This is a genomic window from Spirosoma litoris (genome assembly GCF_054776755.1).
The window spans coordinates 22,102-46,691 of the sequence record NZ_BAAHBI010000032.1; the positions used below are offsets into that span (position 1 = coordinate 22,102).

At 48.0% G+C, this 24,590-nt stretch carries 21 protein-coding genes; 4 read left to right on the forward strand and 17 right to left on the reverse strand.

What is annotated here, in order from left to right:
• Positions 1 to 210: 210 nt before the first annotated feature.
• From ACYVGR_RS18715 to ACYVGR_RS18740, 6 genes are all read right to left on the reverse strand, one after another.
• Positions 211 to 2,799: a glycosyl hydrolase gene (locus ACYVGR_RS18715; RefSeq protein ID WP_460959423.1), complete on the reverse strand. Its 2,589-nt coding sequence runs from the start codon at positions 2,797 to 2,799 to the stop codon at positions 211 to 213.
• Between the two features lie 65 nt (positions 2,800 to 2,864).
• Positions 2,865 to 5,300, reverse strand: a complete 2,436-nt coding sequence (locus ACYVGR_RS18720) for a hypothetical protein (protein WP_460959425.1) — start codon at positions 5,298 to 5,300, stop codon at positions 2,865 to 2,867.
• 26 nt (positions 5,301 to 5,326) lie between these two features.
• Positions 5,327 to 6,442 (reverse strand): DUF4249 domain-containing protein, encoded by a 1,116-nt coding sequence (locus tag ACYVGR_RS18725; protein WP_460959427.1) that lies wholly within the window; start codon positions 6,440 to 6,442, stop codon positions 5,327 to 5,329.
• 107 nt (positions 6,443 to 6,549) lie between these two features.
• Positions 6,550 to 7,665: a DUF4249 domain-containing protein gene (locus tag ACYVGR_RS18730; RefSeq protein WP_460959429.1), complete on the reverse strand. Its 1,116-nt coding sequence runs from the start codon at positions 7,663 to 7,665 to the stop codon at positions 6,550 to 6,552.
• A 152-nt stretch (positions 7,666 to 7,817) separates the two neighbouring features.
• Positions 7,818 to 10,589, reverse strand: a complete 2,772-nt coding sequence (locus ACYVGR_RS18735) for a carboxypeptidase-like regulatory domain-containing protein (RefSeq protein WP_460959431.1) — start codon at positions 10,587 to 10,589, stop codon at positions 7,818 to 7,820.
• A complete protein-coding gene (locus tag ACYVGR_RS18740) occupies positions 10,586 to 11,317 on the reverse strand; it encodes a hypothetical protein (RefSeq protein ID WP_460959433.1) in 732 nt (243 codons plus the stop codon). Before ACYVGR_RS18740 ends, ACYVGR_RS18735 begins: the two co-directional genes overlap by 4 nt.
• A gap of 306 nt (positions 11,318 to 11,623) precedes the next feature.
• Here ACYVGR_RS18740 and ACYVGR_RS18745 point away from each other — a divergent pair, with 306 nt between their 5' ends.
• A complete protein-coding gene (locus ACYVGR_RS18745; protein WP_460959435.1) occupies positions 11,624 to 12,319 on the forward strand; it encodes a CoA transferase subunit A in 696 nt (231 codons plus the stop codon).
• A 26-nt stretch (positions 12,320 to 12,345) separates the two neighbouring features.
• Here ACYVGR_RS18745 and ACYVGR_RS18750 read toward each other — a convergent pair whose 3' ends face one another.
• Positions 12,346 to 12,741, reverse strand: a complete 396-nt coding sequence (locus ACYVGR_RS18750; RefSeq protein WP_460959437.1) for a GxxExxY protein — start codon at positions 12,739 to 12,741, stop codon at positions 12,346 to 12,348.
• A gap of 71 nt (positions 12,742 to 12,812) precedes the next feature.
• Here ACYVGR_RS18750 and ACYVGR_RS18755 point away from each other — a divergent pair, with 71 nt between their 5' ends.
• A complete protein-coding gene (locus ACYVGR_RS18755; RefSeq protein WP_460959439.1) occupies positions 12,813 to 13,469 on the forward strand; it encodes a CoA transferase subunit B in 657 nt (218 codons plus the stop codon).
• A gap of 88 nt (positions 13,470 to 13,557) precedes the next feature.
• Here the strand turns inward: ACYVGR_RS18755 and ACYVGR_RS18760 are convergent, their stop codons facing one another.
• On the reverse strand, positions 13,558 to 14,130 hold the full coding sequence (locus ACYVGR_RS18760) for a hypothetical protein (protein ID WP_460959441.1): 573 nt from the start codon (positions 14,128 to 14,130) through the stop codon (positions 13,558 to 13,560).
• 126 nt (positions 14,131 to 14,256) lie between these two features.
• Positions 14,257 to 14,646 carry a VOC family protein gene (locus ACYVGR_RS18765; protein ID WP_460959443.1) on the reverse strand — a complete coding sequence of 130 codons (390 nt, stop codon included), beginning with the start codon at positions 14,644 to 14,646 and terminating at the stop codon, positions 14,257 to 14,259.
• 115 nt (positions 14,647 to 14,761) lie between these two features.
• Between ACYVGR_RS18765 and ACYVGR_RS18770 the strand changes: the two genes are divergently transcribed.
• Both ACYVGR_RS18770 and ACYVGR_RS18775 read left to right on the forward strand, forming a co-directional pair.
• The gene (locus ACYVGR_RS18770) at positions 14,762 to 15,238 is read left to right on the forward strand and encodes a RidA family protein (protein ID WP_460959445.1); all 477 of its coding nucleotides are present in this window, start codon (positions 14,762 to 14,764) and stop codon (positions 15,236 to 15,238) included.
• A gap of 3 nt (positions 15,239 to 15,241) precedes the next feature.
• On the forward strand, positions 15,242 to 16,357 hold the full coding sequence (locus ACYVGR_RS18775) for a D-TA family PLP-dependent enzyme (RefSeq protein WP_460959447.1): 1,116 nt from the start codon (positions 15,242 to 15,244) through the stop codon (positions 16,355 to 16,357).
• A gap of 412 nt (positions 16,358 to 16,769) precedes the next feature.
• On the opposite strand, the gene ACYVGR_RS18780 is transcribed toward ACYVGR_RS18775, so the two are convergent.
• From ACYVGR_RS18780 to ACYVGR_RS18815, 8 genes are all read right to left on the reverse strand, one after another.
• Positions 16,770 to 17,678, reverse strand: coding sequence for a helix-turn-helix domain-containing protein (locus tag ACYVGR_RS18780; protein ID WP_460959449.1), 909 nt, complete (start codon positions 17,676 to 17,678; stop codon positions 16,770 to 16,772).
• Between the two features lie 38 nt (positions 17,679 to 17,716).
• Positions 17,717 to 18,535, reverse strand: coding sequence for an oxidoreductase (locus tag ACYVGR_RS18785; RefSeq protein WP_460959451.1), 819 nt, complete (start codon positions 18,533 to 18,535; stop codon positions 17,717 to 17,719).
• A gap of 496 nt (positions 18,536 to 19,031) precedes the next feature.
• Positions 19,032 to 20,576, reverse strand: coding sequence for a sensor histidine kinase (locus ACYVGR_RS18790; protein ID WP_460959453.1), 1,545 nt, complete (start codon positions 20,574 to 20,576; stop codon positions 19,032 to 19,034).
• 84 nt (positions 20,577 to 20,660) lie between these two features.
• On the reverse strand, positions 20,661 to 22,295 hold the full coding sequence (locus ACYVGR_RS18795; protein ID WP_460959455.1) for a ligand-binding sensor domain-containing protein: 1,635 nt from the start codon (positions 22,293 to 22,295) through the stop codon (positions 20,661 to 20,663).
• A 28-nt stretch (positions 22,296 to 22,323) separates the two neighbouring features.
• Complete coding sequence (locus tag ACYVGR_RS18800) at positions 22,324 to 22,581, reverse strand: hypothetical protein (RefSeq protein WP_460959457.1); 258 nt, start codon at positions 22,579 to 22,581, stop codon at positions 22,324 to 22,326.
• A gap of 20 nt (positions 22,582 to 22,601) precedes the next feature.
• Positions 22,602 to 22,835 carry a hypothetical protein gene (locus ACYVGR_RS18805; protein WP_460959459.1) on the reverse strand — a complete coding sequence of 78 codons (234 nt, stop codon included), beginning with the start codon at positions 22,833 to 22,835 and terminating at the stop codon, positions 22,602 to 22,604.
• A 19-nt stretch (positions 22,836 to 22,854) separates the two neighbouring features.
• Complete coding sequence (locus tag ACYVGR_RS18810; protein ID WP_460959461.1) at positions 22,855 to 23,259, reverse strand: hypothetical protein; 405 nt, start codon at positions 23,257 to 23,259, stop codon at positions 22,855 to 22,857.
• 433 nt (positions 23,260 to 23,692) lie between these two features.
• Positions 23,693 to 24,253, reverse strand: a complete 561-nt coding sequence (locus ACYVGR_RS18815; protein WP_460959463.1) for a cupin domain-containing protein — start codon at positions 24,251 to 24,253, stop codon at positions 23,693 to 23,695.
• Positions 24,254 to 24,590 lie beyond the last annotated feature (337 nt).

The window sequence follows — 24,590 nt, forward strand, 5'->3', positions numbered from 1 at the left end:
CTGTTGAATTTTCTCATGCAAAAGTCAGGCAATTGCCAATGGCCTTTGTTTCCAAATCGGACTTAGTTGTGTCCGAATTGAATTTCGTATTTGATTAAGCTGATGGGTTATTTTAGGACGTGAGAATGAAAGAAATAATGTTTACAGCTAATACTGGTAGGTTTTGAGAAACCTCACTGTGTCGGTTATTAGTAACCGACACCATATCCCTCACTCCATCGCGGTCAACTTGACTGGTCCCAGTAAGCCAGAGGGCAGGGCTTCCCAACGCGTCGCATCGAAAGGGCGATAGCGGATGTCTACGATGTTGATGTCGTAAAATTTCTTCCAGCCGGGGTTTTGCCGATCATACAATCGCATGTAGTTAGCCGAGAGGTTTGTGACATCAATTTCCAGTTTGTTTCCGACGGATTTTAGTTGGTTGGCTGGAATCGTCAATTGAAAGGGAATACACCAGGCTGTGCCCAACGGTTGGCCATTGAGCCGAACGTCGGCAACTTCACGAACATCGCCCAGATTGAGTTGGTAGGCAGATGCGTTACTACCAGCGGGCAAATCAAAGGTTGTTGTGTAGCGAGCGATTCCCGAAAAATAACTGGCGGAGTCAGCTAATGTTGTCCAGGAGGTAAGCGCTGGTATGGTGACTGTGGTTGTCAGGTTGGGGCGACCTTTTAAAAACTGCACCTGCCAGGGATTCGTCAATGAAATAGCTAGGCCTTTGGCGGCATTTTCTACCTGTTTTTGTGCTGTTACATTGATGAAAGCAGGTGCGCCGGAACTGACGTTTATAAAGCAGGATTGCCCAGGTTCGAGCTGTAAAAACACTTGATTCTGCCCTGCTTTACTTTTTCGAACGGGTAACAATTTGGTTTGATTCGTGAGTGGGTCATACCGAGTAACTTGACCCGTTGCAGCGAGTGTAATCCAGTTTTGGTGAAATTGATTGCCGAGGTTCGCGATGAAATACTGTGTTGTATCGGTCGAAATACCGGGACGATGTTTGCGGATGAACGACAACCCTTCTCCTGCCCAGGGCTCTACCCGAATGCCCAATTGCGTTAACGAACGAAATACATCGGTACTCACCGTTACGGTTTTTAGTTGCTGGAGAGACTTCCCAAGCCGAATTACCTCGGCCGAACGAGCCTGATGGTTGTGGAAGCCCGGCGCCTGTTGTGGCAATCCATCAAACACAATACGAGCACCTTGCCGGGCTAATTGTTCCAGTTGTTTAAGAGTCGTTTCGGGCAGGTACGTACTATGCGGAACTAGTACAACCTGATACGTGGCACCACTTGGGCTTCGAACGCCCTGTTTATTGACGGTCAGACTTTTGAGTAATTCGTCGGAAACATAGTCGAACGAATAGCCGTGTTGGGTAAGCTGTTCGCACAATTTTCCGAAAGGCTGGGGAAGGAGCCACTGCTCTACATGGTGAACTTCTAACTGATGAATACCTCCCGCCGATTTTGCTTTGGTTGCCCATAAATCGTGAATCGGAAAGTAAACCAGCACATCGTTATCGGGTTTGCTGGCTTGTAATCGGGTTTGGCAGCGTTCAATGTACTGATTCAGTTGTGGCAAATGTGGCCAGAAATGCGAGCTGGGGCCGTAGTTAGTCGACGCGTAAAATACCCAACCGGGCCAGGCTTCAGCCTGTGGCGAATAGGGAATACCGTGATAAAAAATATGGTTGATACCTGCCGCAAACAGTTCATCCATTTGCGGCTTTAGCTGCGACAGCGACACCTGAAAATGGTTGGCTAACCAGGTCCCGGTTTCCGAACTCACCAACGGTTTGCCCAATAAATGGGCTGCCGACGATGCGAATTTCATAGCCAGTGGATTAGGCGTCCCAAATCGATCGACTTCATAATTGGCATCGACCCGTAAGCCCGGAATTTGAAATTGGCTGGACCCAAACGATTCAGTTTCTGGAATGGCGGCTTGGGCGTAGAGGTCAATCAGGTTACCCGGTGAGCCATGTGCCTGATTGCGGGATAAATAACCGGCTTTACGGGCCCAGCTTCCCCAGGTTGTTGCAAAGCCATCATGCAACAATTCAGATAGCGTTTGATGATAATCCTGATGAACAAGAATACTTTCGGCGGTTTGGGTTGTATCTAACAGCGCAGCTAGCTGACTATTGAGATCGTAGCCTCGACGGGTCTTAAATTCGTCCAGAAAATTATCCGTCCAGTTGGCTCCGTATACTTCGTAGGAGTCATTGTAAACGGCGCGGGGTCGTTCGGGTAAATGAGTTAGGGTTGAATCGAAACGCTGTAAGTAATACTGGATAGCCTGCTTGTTGAAGTAATCGACAACTAAGCCCTGCCCACCTGGCGCAGGCCGTTTCACTTGCTGATTCGTTAGTGCTGTTGTTAGCTGTCCATTTTCTACTTTCCAGACTTTGGCTGCTGTAGGCGTCGAAATACCCGGTCCTCCAAATGGCCAGCCTGTTCCGGTCGTCAGATCAACGCCAACGCCCAGCCGTTTCCCTTCGCGAACCGTATGCGCGAAAACGGCTAACCAGCGATCGCTCAGAAATGGAATGAACTGTTTTTCGTAACCTTTAACTCCATAGATCGGAATGATGTGAACGCCACCTAGTCCTGCCTGCGCAAACTGTTCGAGCTGGTGGGTAATATCCGCTTCATTGACCGCACTGCCCATCCACCACCAATACGTCCAGGGTTTGGCGGTATTGCCAGTAGCGATTTGGGGCGTAGTTTTTGGCTGTGCTTCGACTAAGCGACTTAGGGAAATAAGCAACAGGCCAAGGATAAATGGGTATTTCATGCATGGTAGGGGATCCGACCCTATAAAGAAACGGCTCTGAAACCTCTACTCCATACTGTACTCACCTACTCGAGCCTGTTTTTTACCTCAAATCGTACCTGCTGACTTCCGGCAACCCCCTCTTTGGTTAAACCATTGACTTCCACGAGATAAGTGCCCGGCTGGTCCGAGGTGTAGAATTCAATATGGCCTTTACCCTGTGCATTGGTTTGCAGATTCGGATTCCAGTACAAAAGGGTGCGGGCATCGGGTAAGCGGCTGCTCAATTGCTTGGCACTATCGTAGTGAGGGGAGTAAAACTGTCGTTCCAGTTGTAGGCCATCGTACTCCAGTTTTACCAGACGAGGGTCGAGCGGAAAACCGGCCAGATCGCCTTTGTAGGTCATAAAACTGATAATACCACTAAACAGCGCCGGGCTCATGTAATAGAAATTTGTGACTACGTCTAACTGCTTTATCTTCAGTGGACTGAAGTCGATGATTTTATCCATGTCGAAGATCGGAACACCGTCAACCAGCACCAGAGCTGGATTCTCGAAGACAGTTCGATAAGGACCATTGATCACATTCAACCGAAAATGATCCTGCCGTTTCCGGGGCATTACACCAAGTACATACTCGCGCAGCACCTCTTCCATGCGCGGAAAACGGGTATAGGCATCGAGTAAATAGCTCTCGGTAGGACGTCCGTAAAAAGCGGCACTGTCTACCACCGGATACGTATACTGAATAGCTCGATCTCCCCAATAAGTTGACTGAACCTGCATGGCTACGCTCCGGTTTATCAACTGGTCAGACAGCGTCTCGTTAATCGCTACGTCGGGGAGTTTCTTGGCTGGCGGGGCATCCACAAAGGGATTACTGATCGTTAGTTTGGCGAGACTATCGTTTGGGTTTGTTTGAAGAATCAAATTCTTCGGCCCGTAAAAATCCTGCATTTCAAACTTAATGCGTCCGGCCGAATCAGAACGGGAAACATACAAGCGAACTGGTTTGCCGGGTGTCGAGAGGTAAGTTTGGATGTCGGGCATGGGCTTACCCGATACCGGATCGGTAACGGTTCCCTGAACAATAGGGCCATTGACTTCGGGGATAAACTGAAGCAACGGTTGCCGGGTTGTAGGCGACAGCACATCGTTCCAGCGAAACCGACGCCAGCCATGCGTCAGCATCAGATTGTCTGTTGCCTGGGCGATCTCGGGCGTTTCGGGTTGTAAATAGTACTCTGGCGATTCGATGGTTCCCTGTAAATCAGACGTCATCCATAAATAACTCAGGATTGAGCCTGAATTGGCTTGCGCTAATGAATCGATCCGGTACACGGCCATCGAAAGTGCGGCCTGACTGGATTTGGTAGCTGGCGCCATCACCGATGCATCGATGCTCACTTTTGCACGGGATACATACTGGGGGTGGTCAGATTTTAGATCAAGCGTTAATTGCTGGGTAGGACGTTTGAAATACAGTCGCTCACAAACGGGCTGACGATCTGCATTAAAAATCGTTAGGTGCGAAACGCCTTCGCCCAGCGCCTTTTTGTCGAGCAGGAATGTGGCTTCTCGTTGGATAGTCCGTGCTTCGGCGGCTTTAATAACTTGCCGGGTATGGGCAAACAGATAGACGGTGGTTGGAGAGGCCGAATTCGTCGAAACGGTAATTTTTAGCTGATCAGCACCTGCATCGGTTAGCTGCATAGTGTATCCCTGAGGCTGAACAGCAGGCAACGGACGAGTAACCGTCCGGCCTTTTTCGTCTCGTATCAATACCCGATAAGTCGTGCCTTCTGCTGGCGTGAAGAGGAAAGTGCCCATTCCAAATTTGTGGGCTGTAAAGCGAGACAGCGTATCATTTTGACCGTTCAGCACCCAACCTCGAACGGCTACTCCCTGTCCTGATGGATTGACGACTTTGAAGGCTACTTTACTGCTAAGTCCCTGCACGAGGTTACCGCCTTCCGGGAAAAACTGAATATCATAATCGGGGGTGTCTTTTAGCAAAGGCAGTCCCAGCGGTTTGAAGGGATTGACAATGGTCAGTCGTTTTTCGAAGAAGAAATCGGAGCCGAAATTCTTCATCCAGTTTGTATAGGCCCGTAATCGGTACGTACCTGACTGAAGCGAAGCGGGTAAAAACACGCTGCCATTTCCTCCGTTAGCAGCCAGCGAAACTTTGGTTTGCAGAACAGACTTTTGCTCGCTATCCAGCAATTCAAGATAGGCTACTTTGCTAACATCGAGAGGTTTATGAAAAGAGCCGTCGACATAATAGACCTTAAACCATAGGTTTTCACCAATCAGATAAAAACTTTGGTCGGTGTGCACAAACAGCTTTTCCTGAAGCGTCTGTTTACGGTACTTATCAAATGGCTGCACCAATCCACTAACAGATTCTGCCGACTGGCCAAAACTGTATAAGCTACTCGACAGTAGCAGACTGACCAGCATGTATCTGGTACTTCTGCCCAGTATCGAATACATGCTGGACTGTTGGTTGGTGTGCATTGTATGGCTAGTTATAAATCGTATCATCACCAGAAATCAGGTTTTTTGATTACTCCTCCCCGTATGCGGCAATCGAGGCAGGCTTCATTGGTTGTGAGGTATAGAGGTCCTTCAAGATGGTCAATAATGCCAGGTTGTTCCCGTAGGATATCTCCCGTGCTCAGCGTATCGACCAGACAAGTTCCTACTCCTGAATTCGGAGTCCAGGGTGGCAGTTGCGATTTGTCAATAAAAATACGTTTGCTTTCGACCGTACCTACCCGGAAAAAGCCCAATACCAGATCGCTTTCGTCAGTCTGCGAGCGAATATTGCCGGTAATTTGAGAAGGCTGCGGATCGAAAATTGAGCCGATACTCTGGGTTATTTTGGCCAACTGATCATAATAGTTATAGGCAGTCTGGCTGAGTGCAAATTGCCGAACCAGAATGCTGTATCGAACACTAAGCCTGACAGACGAATTAGGCATGTAAACCAGCGGATACTGGCTGATAATATCCTGACTCAATCGCGTTGTTGTGCCCAGTACGATCGTAGATGAGTTTTCACTGCCCCAGCACCGATAAACGCTCTCTGGTCGGTTGACAATCTTATTGTTCTTGATCTCAAATACCGACGGATAAACAGAATTGTATTCCCAGGTCTGATCGTATTCCCAGCGGTAATAGCGGGTATTGTTTTTAGGGTCGTGGGAGTTTACACTGATTTGTAGCCCGTCGTTGTCGGGGCGCCAGCTAACGCTATCGATAGGCGGTGTTGCGATAACCGGCACATAATCAGAATAGTAATCTGCTCCTGCCGTAGTTTTGACGTGGAGTCGGTACGTCTCACTCGCTATGGGAACTACCCCCGTCATTGTATACGACCCAACAGTCCCTTCTTTCAGGGTGTAAATATCCTTGTGCGCACTCTCAATCGTGACCGTGGCTTTGCTTTCGGCAGTAGGTGCTTTAGGATCAGTCAGATTTTGGGTTCGCGACAGTTGTATGATTGTGGTGGTACCAGGTGCACTATTGAAAAAGCCATTGACCACCAGATAGCTGGCAGGCGAAGTAATTTCGGGCGGACGATAGGGGTCAACGCACCCGCCTGCCAGCAGGATTATTGCCCAGACAATCCAGTTTATATGTCCGTTTTTGATCATCTTAACGTCGCTTACTTATGTAGTTATAATTTTTCACCACAGAGACGCGGAGAATGCTGAGTTATTTAGGGTTTATGCGCTGTGAATCTGTTGTGGAAAATTAACTATTACTCCCAAAAGGAAGGTTTTTGGATTGTTCCACCTCGTAATCGGCAATCAAGGCAGGGCAGAGGAGCTGTTAAGTATAGGCCTGGAATATACAGATTGATGATGCCGGGTTGCTCTTTTATCACATCGCCGGTACTAAGGGTATCGATATCGCATGTCCCTAGTCCGTTATTCGTATACCAGCCTGGTAATTGCGATTTACGAATAAAAATACGCTTGGTTTCGACCGTACCTACCCGGAAAAAGCCTAGTACAAGATCGCTGGTATTCGTGGATGAATGAATATTCCCGGTAATCTGGGAAGGTTGCGGATCGAAAATAGATCCAATGCTCTGCGTTATTTTGGCCAACTGATCATAATAATCGAATCCGGCCTGCGTCAGCGCAAACTGCCGAACCAGAATACTGTATTTGCTTCCCAATTTAATAGAGTAGCTGGGAATATGAATCAGTGGGAACTGGCTAACTACATCCTGACTGAGCCGGGTTGTAGAGCTTGTGATGATATTGGAAGAGACTTCACTTCCCCAGCACTGGAGTACACTTTGCGTGCGATCTACGATCTTGTTATTGACGATCTCAAACGCCGAGTTGAACTCCGAAAAATATTCCCAGGTTTGATCATACTCCCAACGATAATAGCGGGTGTTGTTTTTCGGATCATGGGTATTGACGTTGATTTGTAAGCCCTCGTTGTCGGGGTGAAATGTAATGCTGTCGATGGCTGGGGTGGTCAAAACCGGTACATAATCGGAATAGTAATCTGCTCCTGCCGTAGTTTTGACGTGGAGTCGGTACGTCTCACTCGCTATAGGAACTACTCCCGTCATTGTATACGACCCAACAGTTCCCTCTTTCAAGGTGTAAATATCCTTGTGCGCACTCTCAATCGTGACCGTGGCTTTGCTTTCGGCAGTAGGTGCTTTAGGATCAGTCAGATTTTGGGTTCGTGACAGTTGTATGGTTGTGGTGGTGCCAGGCGCACTGTTGAAAAAGCCATTGACCACCAGATAGCTGGCAGGCGAGGTAATTTCGGGCGGACGATAGGGGTCAACGCACCCGCCAACCAGCAAGATCAGTACCCACACGAGAAGTTTTATAGCGATGTTTTTCATACGATAAAATAACAACCCCACCCCAACCGATGCGTCGGCCCGGCCCTCCCTTGAAATAAGGAGAGGGGCTAATTGCCGGTAGTCACCCCTCCCCTGGTTTTCAGGGGAGGGCCGGGCCGACGCATCGGACGGGGGCGGGGTAAGTCATAACTTTAAAATCTGAAATTATAGGTAATCGACGGAATCGGATTGCCAAAAATGGACAGCTGATAACTGTTGATTCGGCCATTCTCCGATTTGAAATAAACTGAGTAAGCATTATGCCGCCCCGTCAGGTTATAGACCGCAATCGTCCAGGAGCTGTGAGCCAGCTTTTTGACTTTGTGATTGCCCTCAATATTCATAGCGAAGTCGGCACGGTAGTAATCGGGAATCCGGTACTGATTACGCTCCGAATACAGCAGCCGCAGCGAACCGTCGAGTACGTATTTCGATACGGGTAATGTAATGGGGCGACCAGTGCTGTAGGTGAAGTTGAGCGATATGCTAAACCGTCGGTTAATCTTGTAATTGCCGATCATCGTCACATCGTGCGGTTTGTCGTAGTTGCTGGGGTAATAACTTCCCTTATTAATGATCTCGTTACCAAGCAGATCGTTCGTTCGTAACAGCGTTCGCGAGTAAGTGTAGCTTAACCAGCCGTTGAGCTTGCCCGTCATCTTTTTGATCAGGAATTCGGCACCGTAGGCCAACCCTTCAGCATTGACCACGTCGGTTTCGATATGGTGATTCAGAATCAGAGAAGCACCACTTCGGTAGTCCAGTCGATTCTGCATCGTTTTATAGTACGCTTCTACCGACATCTCAATCGTGTTGTTCCGGTTGTTCTTATAAAACCCGATTGCATACTGATCGCCGATCTGTGGTTTGATATTCGGATCGCTCAGCTTCCAGATGTCGGTGGGGGAGATGACAGTCGTGTTCGACAGCATCTGGATATACTGCCGGGTTCGGTTGAAGCTGGCTTTGATCGATGAAGTATTGGACAAACCATACCGAATTGCCAATCGGTATTCGGGACCACCGTAATTAACAATTGCTTTATTGTTGCCGTAGCTTACTGTATCGGTGATGGTATTGATCGTTTTAGGCTGGCCTGGCACGTATTGATACACAGACCCCGGCCCTAAGTACGTGTAGAACGAATACCGAAGTCCAGCGCTAATCGACAGGCGTTGATTAATATCGAAGCGGTCACCAACATAAACTGCACTTTCCAGCGCCTGTTCGGTAGGAACAACATCGGGCAGAATAAGCGATTCACTGCCTCTGGGCTGAAAATTACCGGGCGAAAGTTTGTAATACGTTGAGCTTACCCCAAAATCGACCGCGTGCTGGTTGGTCGGGAAATAGCTGAAATCAGCCTTTATCTGCGACTGATTGATGGAAAAGCCCAGATCATAGGCATTGACCGGATTTTTATCGCTCGACACATTGTATTTGTAGCCGCTGTAATTACCCGTGAAAACGCTGTAGAGTTTATTGTTAATAATATGTTTCCACTTCAACGTAGCGGTCTGGTTTTGATAGCTGTAAGCGGTATCGCTGTTGAGCCGGAATTTGTCTTTACTCATGTAGCCCGTCAGATAGAACGTATTCCGTTCGTTCATCTCGTGCGTAATGTGCAGGTTCAGGTCGTAAAACTGCGCCTGACTTTTCTGGTACGCTGCGTTCTGTAATTGCTTCAGCAACCAGTCGGAATAAGTAGTACGAATGCCCGCAATGAAAGACGTTTTCTCCTTAATCAGTGGGCCTTCAACCGTTAGGCGCCCTGTTAACAAACCAATTCCTCCCGATCCAACAAATTTCTTCTTGTTACCGTCACGCGTTTGCACATCCAGCACCGATGATAGCCGACCACCAAACTTCGAGGGAATCGCACTTTTATAGAGTTCGGCGCTTTTAATCATGTCGGGGTTGAACGCCGAGAAAAATCCGAACAGGTGAGAAGAGTTATAAATGGGCGCGTCGTTATACAAAATCAGGTTCTGGTCGGTGGCCCCCCCCCGTACGTTAAGCCCGGTTGAGCTTTCGCCCACAGTTTTCACGCCGGGAAGCGTCTGAATCACCCGAAGTAAATCGGCTTCACCCAAGGCGGTCGGTACTTGTTTAATGCTCTTTATGTCGACGCGTTCTTGCCCCATCTGAAGTCCCGAAATGTTTTTGTCTTTTTCGGCTTCAATCACGACTTCTTTCAAGGCAATTACATCGTCTTCCATCTCGATGTTGAGCTTGTCATCCGAATAAAGAATAATGCGTCTCCGCGTGTCTTTCAGACCAATGCTCCGTATTTTAAGCTCATGTCGGCCGCGAGGCAACGTAATCGAATAGTACCCAAACTGGTCGGAAACGGTCCCGATGCGCGGATTCTCCACGTAAATGGCTGCCCCAACAATGGGTTCGCCGGAAGCTACGTTTCGAACAAACCCGGCGATGGTTGAGCGGCCTGGCCGGATGGGATTGGTACGCTTTCCGATCTCATAGACTTTGGTTTCTGGTTCGGCCAGTTTCTTTTGACTTTCGGTTAGGTAGGCATTGGATGTTGAGTCAGCTCCAGCCGTAAGACCACCCCGTTGAAAGAACCCAATGGGTAGTTCAGTGCGGATGGGTCGGGTTGTGGTGATGTACACCCGACGTTGATTATCAATGGCGTAGTTGAATTTTGTTCCGTTGAAAAGCTGTTGCAATACCGTTCGTAAAGGTTGGTTTTCGACCTTCATGTCCACAATGAGGCTGTCCACATCGGTGGTATTGTAGAAGAAACGGTAAGGGGTTTGCGTTTCAACGGCCTGAACAAACTGCTCAAAACGCATATTCTGGAAATTTCCCTGAATCGGCCTGTCGGCTGATGACTGCGCGAGCAGGGTTGTCTTAACGACAAGTAATACAACTATCAGGAAGGTGGCGCGGTAAAATGGCATCATAGCGTATTCGTTAATTCCTCATAACGTTTCGTTGCCTGCGTAATAGCATCTTCGCGTTGTTCGTCGTTAAATTTAAGTTTGTTGCTACGCAGGTATTTACGCAAGGCTTTGGCCTGGTCGGGAAACAAACTAAGAACAGATCCCTTCGATTTTACTTCATGGTAGGCGCCTTCTTTCTGGATGTAGAAGCGATCTTTTACCAGATAGTCAGCTTTGTAGGTTCCGCTCGAAATGTCTTCATGCACCGTTTTTACACGCTGAGCCAGTACTTTAACTTTTCCGTTATACAGGATCTCATAAAAGCCAGTGCGAACCCCCAGCGCACTGTCGCCAACCAGGCGGGCAAACTGGTGTTGGTTGATCGAAAAGTTGCTGATTTTTTCGGTATGTAGCCGAACCCGATAGCCCCCTTCGGGCGGCTGAATCGCCAGCTCATCCCGAACAACGTCGTACAGCATGGGGACGTCGTGATAATAAACACCGTTGTACGTAATCGTACCCCGTTGCAAACTGTCGATTGGAAAGAAAGGATGTATTTTTATCCGGTGATCATGAGGAATGTACTCGTTCCCTTCGAAAACGTGCTCCTGTTTGTACATGCTGCGCTCGTATAGACGAACAGCCTGGTTTTGGGCAGTCTGGATAAAGGAGCTATCGGGGGTGGATGCCTGTCCTGCGGCACGGGTTGCCAGCGCGAGAATACTAAGAATCAGTACAGTATGCCGCATAGAGTCTTATTGGTGTGAACGAAAAGTTAAAAACGTTAATTTTTGAAGGCAAAATATAGTACAGAGTGCGCAGAAAATGGCTTTAAAAGCAGATAATTTGCGTTTTGTATAAAAAAACAGAATAAACAGTTTTCTACTTTGGCTCTCTTTTTCGTCGTTACGTCACCTCATAACCGTTTGTTGCGCTTGGTAAGAGGTTGTCTTGCTATATTGTGCTGTCAAAACGACAATCCAACTAATACTCGACCAATTTAGAATCTATAGAAACAGTTAGAATCTATTTTGTCAAAGCACTAGCTTACGAAAATGATAAACAAAGTCGTAGAGGGAGCCGATGTGGCCGTCGCCGATATTCCTGATGGAGCTATTTTGATGCTAGGGGGCTTTGGGCTATGCGGCATTCCCGAAAACTGCATAGCAGCTCTCCTTCGAACCGGTGTAAAAAACCTGACCTGCATTTCTAACAATGCGGGGGTCGATGATTTTGGCATCGGAATGCTGTTAAAAACAAGGCAGGTACGTAAGATGATTTCGTCTTATGTGGGTGAAAATCAGGAGTTTGAGCGGCAGCTGTTATCGGGTGAGTTATTGGTTGACCTGATTCCGCAAGGGACGCTAGCCGAACGAATCAGGGCGGGTGGAGCGGGTATTCCGGCCTTTTTTACCCCAGCGGGTGTAGGTACCGAAGTGGCTGAAGGTAAAGAAGTTCGGGAGTTTGATGGAAAGCAATACCTCCTCGAAAGCTGGTTAAAAGCCGATTTTTCATTGGTAAAGGCCTGGAAAGGCGACACGGCCGGGAATCTGATTTTTAAGGGAACTGCCCGAAATTTCAACCCCATGATGGCTACGGCGGGTAACATCACTATTGCCGAAGTCGAAGAACTGGTACCTGCGGGTGAACTCGATCCGAACCAGATTCATACACCGGGCATTTGTGTCCACCGAATTTTTCAGGGTGTCAATTACGAAAAGCGTATTGAGCAACGGACTGTCAGAGTATAGAACGCTGATTTTTATGGTTTGGAAGATCAAAGATGGTTTTTTCGATTGTTTGCGAAAACCTTACGTTTATACTGAGGCTCTCGACCAAAATTAAGGAGTAAACCAACTTCAATATCAGTGGCTTTAAGATAATTCGTTAACTGAGCTTCATGTTCAGGAGCTAGTCCTGAAGCAGCTTTCAACTCAACAATTACACAATTATTTACTACTAAGTCAGCATAATATATCCCTACTTTCTGTGTGTCATAATATACGTCGATGGGTTGTTGAGTAGTACAGGATAGCCCTAATTTGGTAATTTCCAGGTGCATCGCATTTTCATAAACCTTTTCCAGGAAGCCGTAACCCAGTGTATTATAGACTTTGAAGAAGGCTCTTAAAATCAATGGAGTAAGATCTGAATGCTGATAGTTAGTATTCATAGTTGTTATAGTTGGTTTACAAAATCATAAAGTAACTATAACAATCTTAAAAATCTGCGTTCTATTTTGATATGTTAGACAAACACCAAATTGCCCGCCGAATTGCGCAGGAACTTCGCGACGGTTATTACGTCAACTTAGGAATCGGTATTCCAACGCTGGTTGCCAACTACATTCCCGACGGGATGAATGTTGTCTTACAATCAGAAAATGGATTATTGGGAATTGGGCCATTCCCGACAGAAGCCGAAGTTGATCCTGATCTGATCAATGCCGGAAAACAGACCGTTACCATGCAAATAGGGTCGTCGTTGTTTAGCTCCGCCGACAGCTTTGCCATGATTCGGGGTGGTCACGTTGACCTGACGATTCTGGGCGCTATGGAGGTGTCGGAAAACGGCGACATTGCTAACTGGAAAATTCCCGGCAAGATGGTGAAAGGCATGGGGGGCGCAATGGATCTGGTGGCATCGGCCAAAAATATCATCGTTGCCATGCAGCATGTGAATAAAGCAGGTCAGTCGAAATTGCTGAAAACATGTACGTTACCGCTGACGGGCTTACGATGCGTTAAAAAAATCGTAACTGAGCTGGCTGTTCTGGATGTGCTGCCTGAAGGTGGCTTCAGACTAGTAGAAACAGCACCGGGCGTAACGGTCGAAGAGGTTCGACAGGCAACGGAAGGCAAATTAGTTGTAGAGGGAGAAATTCCGGAAATGCAGCTTTAGCCCTAGTTCTGGGAGTACGCTTATGTGATGTCAGCTACTTAAAGCTGACAAAATAGGTTTCTTAAAACCTATGGTATCGAGATTTGTTTTAAGGCTCTGTAAACTCAGTTCCCGCTAAATTTAATAAGGCTGGAAATAGATGGACTGTGGTTGGTTCAGATAATACGTCTTTACCATTTACCTGTACAACGATTCTGTAAGGCACTTTCATCGGGCCAGATAGCTGATCAAGTTGCACCAGTATGTAGTGTTTGGGCGCTAGCGACATTGTTCTATAGCTATTTCCGCAACTCGATCCCCGATCTTTTTGTAAAGTCAGCCATTCCCCTTTTGTATAAACTTCTGTGCGAATGTGGGCTATCGTGGCATCAGCCCGATCAATATGGACCGTGTCGTTTGTGCTATTGATCAGGAATCCCTCTTTATATAAAGCGCCTGAGTCCGATTTTGTCCAGAGTAGGCTTACCGCATTGGCTTTTGGTTTAATGTAAGTCGGCAGCTGACTAGTCGGGAACTGTTCATGGCGTTTATACTGCTTAAAGTCTATATCACTTTTCACCCAAACCTCTGTGAATCGTTGGGATGCCAGCTCGTTAACACCTAATAAATAGCGGGGCGGAGCCGGTATTGAATTTTGCGCATAGCTTATTGAGGAGGCCATTAGAGAAAACCCGACAAAAAGTGCTTTACGTAAATACATCTTACATGCTGTTCTGCGGAAGTTCTAACTTTTATAGACTTATCCCAAATTTACTTAGAAGGATTGAAATCAGCACTTTACCTGACCTTATTTCGGCTCCAGCAAATCCCACAAATTCCCGTACAAATCGGCGAAGACTGCCACCGTTCCATAAACCTCCTCGACGGGAGGGCGTACGAACTGGATACCGTTGGCTTGCATTTGGTTGTAATCCCGCCAGAAATCGTCCGTAAATAAAAATAAGAAAACCCGCCCACCTGTCTGATTCCCAATTCGACTCCGCTGTTCTTCACCATCCGCTTTGGCGAGAAGCAAACACGTTTCGGTCGAACCGGGAGGAGCCACTAACACCCAGCGTTTTGTCTCGCTCAGGACAGTGTCTTCAAGAAGGGTAAAATTGAGCTTTTTGGTGTAAAACTGGATGGCGTCGTCGTAGTCATCGACGACCAGAGCCAGGTGGGCAATTCGTTGTTTCATGTGGCTATTTTGAATCTATGGTTTTGTAAATACGGGACAATATAGCAACCAGACGCCCAGTTTCGATTAAGTTTGCAAACCCTATGCCTTGAGGGATTATTGACTAGCAATTCGTATGGAAATTTCCACTTTATCACCCGAAGCAGCCTTTGCGCAAACCGGCCTTTCGTTGCCACCCGCTCCCCAACCATTGGGAGTGTATAAACCGTACCTGATCGATGGCAAATACCTGTATGTTTCAGGACATGGCCCCGTTCAGGACGACAAAAGCCTGATTATTGGTCGCATTGGCGACGATATGGACATCGAGCAGGGTAAACTGGCTGCCCGTCAGGTTGGCCTTACCATCCTATCGACCATCAAAACCCACCTGGGTAGCCTTGATCGGGTAAAGCGTGTCATTAAAGTGCTGGGTATGGTGAACTGTACCGCCGATTTTGGTCGTCATCCCTACGTTATCAATGGGTGTAGCGAGCTGTTTTCGGCTGTCTGGGGACAGGAAAATGGCATCGGTGTCCGCTCGGCGGTAGGTATGGGTTCATTGCCCGATAATATTCCAGTTGAGGTAGAAGCCCTATTTGAACTCGTTTAACCGATGGCACAAACACCCTGGTACCAGATTGATGATGTTGCCCAACTCGATACGCCCGCGTTGGTGCTGTATCCCGACCGGGTGAAACAGAATATTGCCCTACTGAAAAGCATGATTGGGGATGTGAGCCGGTTACGGCCACACGTAAAAACCAATAAATCGCGGGAGGCATCCCGGTTGTTGCTGGAAGCGGGTATTCAGAAATTCAAGTGTGCCACTATTGCCGAAGCCGAAATGCTGGCTATGATTGGGGCACCCGACGTACTGTTGGCTTATCAACCCAATGAAACCAAAATGCATCGGCTGCTAGCGTTGATAAAAGCCTACCCGGAAACCAAGTTTTCGTGTCTGGTCGATAATATCGATACCGGTCGCGAACTGTCGGAATTGGCTGTAGCGGCTGGCGTAGTGGTGCCAGTATACATTGATCTGAACGTAGGCATGAACCGAACAGGCATTGCACCGGGCGGTGCTGTATTGACGCTTTATGCCGAACTCAATGAATTGGTGGGTGTAAAACCAGTAGGTTTACATGCCTACGATGGTCACCTGCGCAATTCTGATCTGGCCATTCGCACTTCCGAGTGTGATGCCGCTTTCTGGCCAGTTCAACTGTTGCGTGAGACGTTGACCGCGCGAGGATTTACAAAGCCGATTATTGTTGTTGGTGGTAGCCCAACCTTCCCTATTCATGCCAAACGGGCCGATGTTGAATGTAGCCCAGGTACGTTTATTTATTGGGATAAAGGCTATCAGTCGATTTTGCCAGAACAGGCGTTTCAACCAGCAGCTCTAGTTGTTGCACGGGTTATTTCGTTGCCCGAATCCTCGAAAATCTGTGTTGATTTAGGACATAAGTCCATTGCCGCCGAGGGCGATTTAGTGGGTCGGGTTACATTCCTGAATGCGCCAGAATTGAAAGCCGTTGGCCAAAGTGAAGAACACCTGGTACTGGAAGCAGGGGAGGGCCATTCGTATAAAGTAGGCGATATAGTCTACGGCATTCCCAACCACGTTTGCCCAACCGTTGCCCTTTATGAACGGGCCTATACAATTGAAGGTGGTACCACCACGGGCGAGTGGCTAACGGTTGCCCGAGATCGGAAAATTGCGGTGTAATTAATACGATTTTACCAGCATAATTACGAGGCTGTAGATCTGTAATAGGCAGATTTACAGCCTATTTTAGGGTAGTTCTGCGAAAAGGGACGGGGCCGCCCGAGCGGATAATTCGTCGTTTGGGAGAATAATTAGTCTCACAAACTCAGCTAAAATGTGAGATTTTGATTAGTAAGATGACAATTTGATACTGAAGCTCATATAGAATGACTTTGCCATGAAAATTACTGTGCCCATCGCTTTAAATGGGCGTTTAAAGGGACCGCCATACTATTGAGTCAGAACGGACTTGTTGGTCCGTTTCCGTATGCAGGCGAGACGCATAGCCGGGCCACTTTGTCTAAAGCTTGCACAACCGTCGGATGCACAACCACTGTAGGCAACGGGCCTACCTTCAGCTAGGAATGCCCGATTAGTTCATAGTTCGGTATTCCACAGGGGTCATCCCGGTTTTGGATTTGAACAGCCGCGAGAAGTATTGGGGATAGTCAAAGCCTAAGCCAAAGGCCAGCTCGCTCACCGATTGATTCGTGCCCAGCAGCAGGCTCTTAGCTTCCTCGATCAGATAATAATGGATGCGGTCCTGGGCGTTCATACCCGTTTCCCGCTTCAACAAATCGCTCAGATAATCGGGCGATAAGTGAACCTGATCCGCCAGATGCTTTACCGTGGGCAAGCCTTTTTTACGCAGGTCAGCCTGCTGGAAATACCCACTTAACACGGCTTCCACTTTAGCCAAAATGTCGCCGTTTACCGTTTTACGAGTGATGAACTGTCGGTCGTAATACCGAATGCAGTAGTTGAGCAGCAGTTCGATGTTGGAAACAAGCAGCATCTGGCTGTGCCGGTCGATATTCGCCGATAGTTCGGCATCTATTTTTTGCACAATCTCACCCAGAGTTTGTTGTTCCTTACTGGATAGATGCAGGGCTTCAGCCGTTTCGTAGCCGAAAAATGTATACTCCTTAATTCGGCTCCCCAATGAGCTACCGCGTCTTAAATCCGGGTGGAAGAACAGGCCCCAACCCGAAACAGCACTCGGTCTGTCCGACGGTTCATCTAAGGAGAAGACCTGTCGAGGGGCAATGCACACCAAACTGCCGTCCTGAAAATCGCACGCCTGTTGGCCATACTTGATTTTGTATTCGCACGCGTTTTTGAACATGACGGCGTAGCACCCCAGCGTGAGCTTAAGGCCCGAATTAATCTGGTCCTGATAGGCCGAGAAATCAATAAGGGCCACTAAAGGATACTTCACTGAGGCCTGCGGCAGCAGTTTATGCATGTCGCTGATGGTTTCCAGATGAATAACGTTGCTCATGGTTGTTGACCCGCTTTAGGGCATCTAGTTTAGGGCGGTCAGTATGCGCTTTGGATGATCTTATCGAATATCCAGTCACCCAGCCATTGACGCATCAGAATCATGGGTTTGGCCCCAAACCCTTTCACGTACCTTGTGTTTGGTTTTGACGTGGTGGCCGCTTTCACAATTTCTTTGGCCAGTACGTCCTGGTCGGTCATGTTTTTTCCGATCGTATACATCTTGGCCATGCTGTCGGCTACTTTTGTTGCGCCTTTGGCATACGCTCCGTGACCCGATATTTTTTTTAGCCCTTCGGCGGCAATGACGCCCCAGGCTGTTTTTACCCCCCCTGGCTCGACCACCACGACGTCAATGCCGAATGGTTTTACTTCCAGTCGCAAACAATCGGACCAGCCTTCCAGGGCGTGCTTAGTCGCATGATACCAGGCTCCGTAGGGCGTATAGACCTTGCCGCCCATGGACGATATGTTGATGATTCGCCCCGATTTTTGCTGGCGCATGGTGGGCAAAACCAGTTGCGTTAAGCGGGCCAGTCCAAATAGATTCACCTCAAATTGTCGACGGGCCTCCTCAATGGGAACCTCTTCTATAGCCCCGTAGGAGCCATAACCGGCATTGTTGATTAATACATCCATTCGTCCTTCTTTGCTCAGGATGGTGTTCACGCAGTTGACGATGGATTCGTCTTGGGTAAGGTCCAGCGAAACCACCGAAATACCCTGGCTTTCCAGCGGTTTCATTTCGTTGGTTCTTCTGGCGGCACCATATACTTTATACCCTTTTTGGCTCAATAGGATGGCGGTCGCTTCTCCCATTCCGGAAGAGGCTCCGGTTACCAGTGCTACTTTGTTCATGTCGTTGTGTTATTATCGATAACACAAATGTCGGCTGAGTGGGGTAGGCCGTGTTAACACAGAACCGGGTTTGTTGTATACGAATCCTTGTTTGGCGTTTTTATCAGTTTAGAGCGCAATACTTGTAATCCTAAATGTAAAGTGACTAACTCTCAAGAGCATCCCACTCAGTAGGTATAGGTCAGACTTACGTTCCAGACTAAATCGTTGCTTGGTATAGACGAAAGGAGAACGACCAAGTAGATCGTTGCCCCTTTCGTCTGAAAAGTTAGGCATTTAGTTTGTCTCGTAAAAGGCTCCACCTTGAGACTGAGGGCGTTCCTTCATCTGCTTCTTGAATGAATACTTTTCGTGGTCGAAAGCTGCCAGAAGGAGGAAACGAAAAAGTACGGTAATCGATAGGTTCTCACATAACAAAAACGCCCCCTACCGAAAGCCGGAAATTGGTTACCAGATAAGCAAACGGTCAACTACAGGGTTCTGATTTTGTCTGGACTTAGGTAATAACTGGCCGGTTGAAGCGGAGTTTGACCAACGTCCCATTCTGGTTTTCGTAGGTGAGCGTGCCTTCAAGCTGGCGGGTAAGTAGTTCCACCAACTGGGTGCCAAAGCCCGTTTCATTGACGGCTTCCACAGGCGGCTTACCAATGCCATTGTCGGCTACCATCAACAGCAACGAATCGTCGCCCATCCGCGTCAGGCTGATGCGAATGGTGCCGTTGTCCTTGCCGACAAATGCATATTTAAGCGAGTTAGTGATTAACTCATTCGTTAGTAGTCCTATCGAAACCGCCGTGTCAATATCCAGTACTAGCTCGGGCATTGAACAATCGATGGTGATACGCCCAGCCGCATCGAACGAATCGAGAATGCTTTCGCCCAGATTATTAAAATAATCGCGCATTTCAATAGCCCCTAACTGCTTGCCCTGGTAGAGTTTCTGGTGAATGATGCCCATACTCTGCACCCGGTTTTGACTGGCCTGTATGGCTTCCAGTACGTTGGGGTCAGTCACTTTAGCCGATTGCAAGGCCAGCAACCCCGACACCACGGACAGATTATTCTTGACCCGGTGATGAATCTCTTTCAGCAGCAGTTCGTTCTGGGCGTTTTTCTGAGCAATCTCGTCGCGCTGCTGTTTAATAATAACGGCTTCCTGCAGGGCCAGTTCACGGGCTTGTTCACGCAGGCGGACCGTCAATAAGTACCAAAAGCCGAGGAGCAGCAGCAGCGCATAAGCTGCATAGGCCCAAAGGCTTTGCCACCAGGGTGGGCTGATGTGTAGGCGGAGGGGCGCTAGATTTGTCCAAATGCCGTCGCTGTTGCGGGCTTTCAGATGGAACAGGTACGTTCCCGGCTTCATCTGGGCAAAATCGACGGTGTTTTTGGGGCCGATGCTTACCCATTGGGGCTCGTCATTCGGTCCGGTCAGGGAATAGGCATAGGCACGACTGCTGGTGTTGCGGTAATCCAGCAGCGCAAATTTTAGTTCTAGGGTGTTTTCCCGGTGCGACAAGGCCAGCTCATTGGCTCGCCAGCGATCCGGGGGTAGGGGCCGCATGGTTTGCGTTCCGTCGGTATCGAAGCAGGAAACGCCCACCAACCGCAGCGGTGATGAGGCTTTCGGAATAGTATGGATGGTATCGGTTGGCCCAAACCGCCGTAAGTTGTTCTGGCAACCGAAATAAATCTCGCCGGTGGTAGCCAGTGCGGTAATGGGCGTTGAGTAAACCGAGTTGCCGACAAACTGCGGAAACGTAGTTACGCGCTCCGTAAGGGGGTCGATACAGGATACCACCTGATGCTGGTTGAACCAGATTTTACCGGTCCGGTCGAGGGTAGCGTGGGCAAAATAATCGTCCGTGAACCCGTTCGCTGCACTATATTTTTTGAATCGCCCCGTTTTGACTGACAGCTTCTGTAAGGGAGCCGCATACCCACTCGTTACCCACACATCCCCCTGCTTATCAATCACGGGCGCAAAGGTGTAGTTGCTGGCCAGTCCGTAGGGGTCGCCTTGCCGGAGTGCAAACCGCTGCACGTGTCGGGTTCGTTTGTTTACCCGACTAAGGCCGTGAGCGGCTCCGCACACCCACACCGTATTCTGGGCATCGACCGCAATCTTTTACAGCGTGTTCGATAATAAACTGTTGGCGTTGGTGGGATCATTTTTCCATTGTTCATAGGTACTCACCAGCCCCGTCTCGACCGATAAGCTGCCCTTTGGAATGCGGAAAAGCCCTTTCCCCCAGGTTGAAATCCAGAGGTCGCCATCCCGATCAACGGCTGAAGCGATGGCATTCGGGATCGTATTACGTCCAGTCTTATCCAAACGGACGGGTGTGAGACGACCCGTCTTTTTGTTGTAAACGAACAAGCCAGCCTCCGCTCCTACCAGCAGATATGGATCGTGACTGGTTCCGGCCACATCTGGCAGCGGGCTGGTGAAATAGGTGAGGGGTTGTTTCAAGACAACCTTCATCTGATTCAGGCCCAGTCTGGATTGACCCGGTCTGGATTGGCCCGGATTATAGCGAATCAGGCCCAGATCGGTACTGATCCAAAGAAAGCCTTCCGAGTCGGGCATGAGGGACTCCGTTACGGGTCGGGCCAATCCAGGCAGGGCCGGAACCCCACCGGCGGTGTTAGTAAATTTTGGCAGTGGAATGTTGGGGTGTCGTTCCTGTCGGGGGTCAAAAAAAAGCGGATTTTTGTCACTCGCTCTCTCCAGCCAGATTAACCCCTGTCTATCTTCGTATAGCGTTACCAGCTCCCTGAGTTGTTCCCCATTGCTGATGGCTATGGGTGTGCATTGCTCGACAATGGTTCGGTCGGCTGAAATGCGGAAGATGTCGTTATCGCAGCAAAGCCAAAGCCGCCCCGCCCGATCTTCCAGAATCACGTGTGGAAACGGAATGGGTTTGCCATCGGCCGTTCGACCATCGAACCAATTGATTTGTCCGGTATTAGGGTTAAAAACCCGCAGCCCGGTTTGGTCTGGAACGCCCATCCAGATCAGGCCCCGACGATCTTTGCAGAGGCCGTTAATCGTATTGAGACCATCCGTGGCGTTGATGACAGGCACCCCGGATTTAGTTACCGTCGGAAAGCACCGCCAACGGTTGCTGGTTCGGTCAAACTGCTCGAATCCAGCCGTTGTGCAAACGTAGATATAGCCGGGAACCACTAGAATCGGCGACAGCGGGTTGCCCTGCAACTGCCCTGACTCGCCTGGTTTGGGCAAAAAACGGACAGTACGGCCGGTTTTGGGGTCGAACCGATTCATGCCATAATCGCTGCCGATCCAGAGATAACCGGATTCATCGCGTTGAAGAAACCGAAGCTTATCCGACGATAAACTGGTTTTGTTGGTGGGCAGGTGTCTAAAATGGGCCACGTTGCCCGTTCGCTGATTGTAGGCATTCAGGCCACCGTCGCGGGTGGTTATCCAGAACGTGCCTCGCTCATCCTGAATCATATCCGCCACCCGCGCCGAGGAGAGGGAGTTCAAATCCGCCGGATCGGAGCGCACCGTTACGATCTCATGGCCGTCGTACCTGCTCAGGCCACTGCCGGTGACGAACCAGAGAAAATCGTCGCGGTCAGTAAAGAATCGATTGATGGTTATTTGATTTCGGTTGCGGCCCAGCGTCTCTTTTGGGGGTTCGTCGAAGTAAAGCACTGTGGATTGTGCCTGCCCGGCGGACGCGGACAGGCACAATAGCAGGAGGAGCCACCTAAAAACAACGTATCCATTCATGTTGACCGGTTTGTTAGTCCAAGCTACGTCACTTGTCTTTCTGATCCTCGTTGTTAATATCGCGGATGCAGATAAATTTCCCGTCGCGTTTTTCAAAAATGCCCATGTATTTTCCGGTGCTCACTACGTTGCCAGCCGCGTCTTTAATCGTTGTCTTCCCGACTTCGGTCACCAAGTTGCCATCGCCGTACACGTCCATCGTCTCGTAGGAAACCGTAGTTCCGGCCTTACGCGCTTTCATACTGTTGAGCAACACCTGCCGGATAGCAGCCTTTCCTACGGACATGGGTTCGTCATCGGCCATTTCTACGGCATCATCTGCGTGAGTGCCATTACTTTGTCGATGTCCTTGGCGGTTGTGGCACTGGCCCACTCGGTTTCGATGGCTTGTATCTCCGTTTTGATGACGGCCATATCGGGTTTTGCAGCTACCTGCTCAGTTGCAGTTTCCTGTTTTTGGGCAGGGGCGTTGCAACCAGTAACGCAGACAGACATAATGGCAACAACGGCCAGGAGTAGCATAAATGGGTTGGTTTTCATGGTTTTATATTTAGACGATTTAGGGCACCTTCACTAAGCGACGGTAGAGTTCAACGGCTTTTATTTTCTCGTACACCATACCCAATTTTTTATCTGCTTCCTGAAACGATTTGTCGTCGTGGATTTTCTGATACGCTTCGGTATTTGGCCAATTGCCCTCGAAGAAGTAGCGGTATTTGTCGGTTCCTTTTCCCTCTACTTTGTAGAATGTGTATCCGGCGTTACTGTAGCCTAAGCGTTTAATAACCGTGTTCAACTCGCCAATCACCGCCGACAGCTGGGCCTCCGTTACACCCGTCGGCATATCGAAAAGGTGGATACTTTTGAGTTGAGTCGTTGACGTTTGCTGAGCTTGTGCAGAGGCCGACATGCCGAGGCTAACCAGTAGCCAAAGTGCAGATAGTGAAATCAGGAGTTGTTTCATGGATTTGATTGTTTGGTTTGACTGTTTTAAGATTGATCTCTCAGCATGCTAAGCTGGGCTTGTTTGTTTTACTCGACTATGAATCAGGTGCCAACAATGGTATTGACAAAAAGGGAAAGTGAAAATTGATTCTTTTTATTTATTGAAGCTGTTTTAACTTTCTAAAATCGAGTATTAGTTGGTGTGTTTTGTCATCCCAACGCAGGAGGGATCTTCGGGTGAGTCCCTAAAATTATCCTTTCCCGAAGATCCCTCCTGCGTTGGGATGACAAAAACGCTATTAAAACAAAAGTTTAAGCAGGCTCATTGATTTAATTCAAAAAAAAGCTACTTAGTGATTATTTATTTAGATAGTGAATCAGGTGAGTTTGAGTTAAAAAATGTTCTTTAGAAAAAGTAATATGCATTGGGAATGGGACTTCAATTGCCGTTTTTATTTAGTGAGTTTAGGACCAACAATCTCCATGTCATGTTCCTTAAATTGCTGCTCAAGAGTTTTTCCGTCCGTATATGCTGGATTCTTTCTATTGTAAAAAAACTCTTCCATTTTACCCGCAGGTTGGTAGGTAAGAATCATTTGGTGAGGACCTTCTCCAATCGTAAGAAAACAATGAGGAATATTTCTTGGTGCAAACGCAGTGTCGCCTTTTTTAAGATTAAATACCTCATCTCCAATTTTTACAAGGTAATTTCCTCTTGTGATAAAGAATACTTCGTCCTGATTAGGATGGATATGTAAAGGTGGGCCAACATCTACGGGATCATTCTCCTCTACAACATATAAACTATTGTTGGTGTCTTTACCTGAAACTTTACACTTCATATTTTTTTCCTTTCCAAAAATCGTATCCTCATTCCATCGGTCTTTATCAGCATTTACTTTAAATCCTCCTTTTAGTAATCTAAGTTTCTCTTGGGCCTTTGTAAGAAAAGGTGTGATCGTTGCAATCGGTACTATCGAGAGAAACAACTGAATTAATTTTCGTCTTTGCATATTGAGTCGATTTTCATTTTTTAAATAGATAACTTTAGTGCCACTTTTTGCAATACAATGTTAGCAGCAGTTTCTTTCCTCGCAATTATGTCAAAGGTAAACCTGCAAACCATTTTGCGAATGTTTCCCAAAATGCGATTTGTACCTGAAAAATGATTAAGGAATGTACGAGAATATAAAAACTAAGAACAAGCGGGAAAATCCATCTGCCTTTTTTCTGTTTTCTTTCGACAATCATTAAAGCGATTAAAATGGCATACACAAATCCGATTGTTGTAATACTAAATCAGAATCTTCATGTCGTATATTAGCCAGATGGATTATACGACTAAAATTA